The organism is Caballeronia calidae (assembly GCF_900044055.2).
GTDB lineage: Bacteria > Pseudomonadota > Gammaproteobacteria > Burkholderiales > Burkholderiaceae > Caballeronia > Caballeronia calidae.
The window spans coordinates 1-4,284 of record NZ_FCOX02000182.1 but is presented as its reverse complement, the minus strand read 5'-3'; the positions used below and the strand labels follow the sequence as shown (position 1 = coordinate 4,284).

Sequence of the window (4,284 nt, the reverse complement as noted above, 5' to 3'; positions counted from 1 at the left end):
CGCAATCTCTTTAAGGAAAGACACGTCCGTTACGCTGCCTGAGAAAAAAGAGCACTATTTGATGCACCAGTCAGTATCTTACTGGCCTTCACTCAGGCCAACCCTGGTACCTGTGCGCTTATGTACTGGGCGCGGGAACCTTGAGCGCGCTCTGTTGTGCCTGGCTTGCTCGCCACCGGAAATCCCCACAGTGTGAGCGTGTTCGCGCTCGCGAATTGAACGTCACCCGATAACCACGTCCGGAGACCTTTGTGATGCAAGCGCTCGTCTACACACAGCCAAACGAGATGCAATTGCTCGAACGCCCCGTACCTGTCGCAGAGGACGGTGAAGTGGTGCTGAAGATCGATGCTGTCGGCATTTGCGGGTCCGACATGCATGCCTATCACGGCCACGATCCTCGACGGAAGCCGGGCCTGGTGCTAGGGCACGAATTTGCGGGCACCATTGCTCAAAGCCGCGATTCGAAATGGAAAGAAGGCACACGCGTAACCGGCAATCCGCTGATTACGTGCGGCACTTGTGAATATTGCGTGCAAGGTCGGGACAACCTGTGCGCCAATCGCACGATGGTCGGCATGACGCGGCCCGGAGCCTTCGCCGAATACATGTCGATCCCGGCAGCCAGCCTTGTCATCATCCCGCCTGAAATGCCGGCGCATGTCGCGGCGGCGACCGAGCCAGCGGCTACGGCGTTGCATGCCGTGAACCTGACCATGCGTGCGTTGAACCGGCCGATCCCGGAATGCAGCGTTCTGATCATCGGAGGGGGAGCCATCGGTCTGTTCTGTGCACTACTTCTTCGATCGTACGGATGTCGCGATTTGACTGTCGCGGAGACCCACGCCGCTCGACGTGCATCGGCGGAAAACGAAGCGAAATGTAAAACGTACAATCCGCTGGAGCACGAGGCGGAGCCGAACCGCTTTGATTGTGTTATCGAAGCGGTGGGTGCGAAAGTGACACGAAACAGCGCCCTCATTGCGCTCAAGCCGGGCGGTGTCATGATGCACATCGGCTTGCAAGACTGGGCGAGTGAGATTGATATGCGAAAGCTCACGCTCGCTGAAATCACGTTGCTGGGCACCTACACCTATACGATGGCCGATCTCCGGGCAACGGTCAGCGCGTTGCATCAAGGCGCGTTCGGTAGCTTGACGTGGCTCGAACAACGGCCGCTTTCGGAAGGCGCGCAAGCTTTTGCCGATCTGCACGCAGGGTTGGCCGGGTCCAGCAAAGTTTTACTCATTCCAACATCGATCTGACCAACCGAGCGTATCTCCTTTAGCCCCTCGTGTCGCAAAGGCGTTAGTTCCGGGACTGTCCTTGCAGTCTCGGGTCCGAGGCTGCGCGGTTCATTCCACTTCGATGTGACAGCAGCATGCTAATAGGCATACCTGCTGAAACGAGGGCGAACGAGGCGCGCGTCGCCGCCACGCCCGAAACGGTCAAGAAGCTCGTCACGCAAGGACGTCGCGTTTCTGTCCAGAGCGGCGCGGGCTTGCCGGCAAGCTATATCGACGATGTGTTCGCTCAGGCGGGCGCGGATATCGTCGATGCCGCCACGGCCTTTTCCGCCGAGATCGTCCTCAAGGTGCAGTCGCCGGCAGAAAGCGAACTGTCGATGCTCAAGTCGGGCGCCGTGCTGATCGGCATGCTCGATCCCTTCAACACCGAAAACACCGCGCGCCTCGCCGCCGCCAACGTCACCGCGTTCGCGCTGGAAGCCGCGCCGCGCACGACGCGCGCGCAAAGTCTCGACGTGCTCTCGTCGCAGGCGAACATCGATCTTCCGTCTGCAAGATTGGGAAAACTACGAGAGATCCCGTCGTACGCTGCGCAGAGATCAACAAGAGTTCGACCGGCGATTTTTTTTTGTGGGAGGTGATGCATTCGCTGACAGTGAACGATTGCCACAAGTGTGAATCGTTGGTTCACGCGAAGTTGGTGCCGCTGCGGCAGAGAGGGCGTGAGTTCTTCAACATTCACCCGAACGACGCGATCGTCGCTATTAGATCGATACTCGAGTCCGCGGCTGATCTGAGGGTTGTAACGATCGCGGAAGATCAGAAGCGAGACCACGTAGTTTTGCCGCGAAATAGCTGCCCCCCCAAACAATCATCGCGCCGGGGTAGGGACACACATATGCTCATCTTCTGGATGGATTCGCGCAGTTGCTGAACATTAAGGGTCGTCCCTTCGGTCAGTTAAACAAACCGGAATTTGGCGTTAGCGACGGGCAAGAAGGCGTTCAACGGAATCTCAAGATCAATCCGGACGACGACAAAGCGCGCATCGGAGTCAACCTTGAGGGCATGGCATATCGGAACTGGCCAATCGCTTCGCTCATCCGTTCTGAACTTGCAGCCCCGACCTTGCCAAGGCTTGCGCGTCATTTGAACAACGTGGAAGACGTTACGGTCCGATTCGCTCGAGATGCGTGGCAGGTCACTTCGAGGCCATACATTGCGGAACAACTCATGGGCGGCCGTGAGATTCTCCTGTCGGAACTCACTGAAACTACATGGCGCGCAATCCTCGACGAAGCGATCCGTTGCCTCGATGCGACCAAGGACTATCGCGGCAGGGCTCGTCAGGCTGCCACGCGAATCAAGGATGGGCGACCGGAGGCATCAATGACGGAAATGGACGTTTCTCCGCACCTCACAATATGGGTTCCGATCGACCCGTCGCTCGTTCGATGGACTCACTGTTGTCTGCAATTGAACGACTTAAGCCCGTGCATGCGTGGGTGGCCGAAGCAATCGGTAAATAGGGTCTTCGGCGGGATGACGCAGAGCTCAGGAGCCGCGCCGAGTACGATTACATCGCGGGCAACGGCGCACTCGTGAGCCTCGATGTCAGCCTCGCGAGGACCCGCCGCCGCTCTACGCGGCGGGAACTTTTGACGCTCTTCGCGAGCCCCATGCTTTGGGCGATCTATATCGACCAGTACTGCATCAGGGCGCTCACGTACTTTTTCATCACCTGGTTCCCGAGCTATCTGATCAAGGAACGTGGTCGCGCCGCTCGCGACGACCAATACGGCGATCGTCGTCATCATGTCGCTGGCGTTTTTCGGCAAGGGACTCGCCGCGATAAGCTGGGCCGTGCTGTCGGACGTCGCGCCGCGCGAAATGACAGGGCTTTAGGGCGGCGTGTTCAACGGCATAGGCAATACCGCGGGCATCGTCACGCCAATTGTGATCGGCTACGTCGGCGCGAGGACGGGCTCGTTCGACCGCGCGCCGCGGTTCGCCGGCGCGCACGGCATCGCGGGGATGTTCGCGTACGGCCTGCTCGCCGGGCCATTCAAGCGCATTTAACTGAAAGCCTCATTCGCACCACATCACGAAGGCGTCCCTCGGCCGAAATAAAGCCGCATGTGACAGTGGCGCCCAGTGGCCGAATCCGGCAGCACGCTGGCGGGGTGGGGACTCCGGGCGCGGGATTGAAAGGCACACCGCGAAATGCGCTCTCGACAAACATATTCGAATCGCCCATGCGATGACGTCACGATGGTGGCACGAGATTGCGGCGACAGGGATTAAACGGAAGCCAACAACCAGTCTCGAAAAATGCTTGCAGATGCGGAGATAGGTCGGAACTTGGCATGAACCAGAAAATCGGACCGGCCTGTTTCATATGCGAAGTCGCCCATTCTCTTCAACGTACCGGACTCAATCGACTGACGTGCCATGAAGTCCCACCCAAGCGTTACGCCCAAACCCTCGAGCGCTGCGTTGAATGACAGCGTGACCTGATTGAACGTCAGCGCATTGCGAGGAATCTGGTAGTCCACGTTAAAGTGATCGAACCAGTCTTGCCAGTCCAAACAATCCCATTGACTCGAATCGAGTTGAATGAGAGGAAGGGCGGTCAGATCCTCGGGCTTGGTGGGTTCAGGAAGATCAAGCGTCGAACTGCGGATCGGATAGACAATCTCGGGAAACAGCGGCGCGCTATCGAGCGTTGGCCAGTCTCCGTCGCCGTAGAGGATACCGAAATCGCTTTCGCTGCAACTTCGTTCGTTGATCGCATTCGCAGAGATGACGCTGACAGTTATTTCCGGGTAACGGTTATTGAATCGCACTATTCGCGGGAAAAGCCAGAAATGAGCGACCGCTTGGGTGCAAGCAATCGTGACAGCCTGGTTGCTCTGCTCGTCTCTGGCTCTTAGGAACGAGTGAGAAATAACTTCCCGGCGGTGCTGGGTGGTGGGAAGCGGCACTGTTAAGATGCAATGGATCCGGAGGATAGACGATGCAGGCTGGTTACAGGGCT

At 58.1% G+C, this 4,284-nt stretch carries 6 protein-coding genes and 1 pseudogene; 6 read left to right on the top strand and 1 reads right to left on the bottom strand.

Annotated elements, in window-relative coordinates:
• Nucleotides 1–254 precede the first annotated feature (254 nt).
• The 6 genes and pseudogenes from AWB78_RS41595 to AWB78_RS48035 all read left to right on the top strand — a co-directional run bounded on the left by AWB78_RS41595 (nt 255) and on the right by AWB78_RS48035 (nt 3,326).
• On the top strand, nt 255–1,265 hold the full coding sequence (locus AWB78_RS41595) for an alcohol dehydrogenase catalytic domain-containing protein (protein ID WP_082883645.1): 1,011 nt from the start codon (nt 255–257) through the stop codon (nt 1,263–1,265).
• Between the two features lie 116 nt (nt 1,266–1,381).
• Nucleotides 1,382–1,786, top strand: a pseudogene (locus AWB78_RS41590) (Rossmann-fold NAD(P)-binding domain-containing protein); the annotation flags it as partial.
• Between the two features lie 17 nt (nt 1,787–1,803).
• Entirely contained in the window at nt 1,804–2,181 is a 378-nt protein-coding gene (locus AWB78_RS50065) for a GIY-YIG nuclease family protein (RefSeq protein WP_082883644.1), read from the top strand.
• Nucleotides 2,175–2,852, top strand: coding sequence for a hypothetical protein (locus AWB78_RS41585; RefSeq protein WP_062613000.1), 678 nt, complete (start codon nt 2,175–2,177; stop codon nt 2,850–2,852). The genes AWB78_RS50065 and AWB78_RS41585 overlap by 7 nt, the downstream gene beginning before the upstream one ends.
• A 165-nt stretch (nt 2,853–3,017) precedes the next feature.
• Nucleotides 3,018–3,152 (top strand): hypothetical protein, encoded by a 135-nt coding sequence (locus tag AWB78_RS49515; protein WP_269768984.1) that lies wholly within the window; start codon nt 3,018–3,020, stop codon nt 3,150–3,152.
• Nucleotides 3,153–3,158: 6 nt separating this feature from the next.
• The gene (locus tag AWB78_RS48035) at nt 3,159–3,326 is read left to right on the top strand and encodes a hypothetical protein (RefSeq protein ID WP_198399486.1); all 168 of its coding nucleotides are present in this window, start codon (nt 3,159–3,161) and stop codon (nt 3,324–3,326) included.
• A gap of 221 nt (nt 3,327–3,547) precedes the next feature.
• Here the strand turns inward: AWB78_RS48035 and AWB78_RS41580 are convergent.
• A partial coding sequence (locus AWB78_RS41580; protein WP_198399485.1) for a LysR substrate-binding domain-containing protein occupies nt 3,548–4,284 on the bottom strand: 737 nt, incomplete at its 5' end.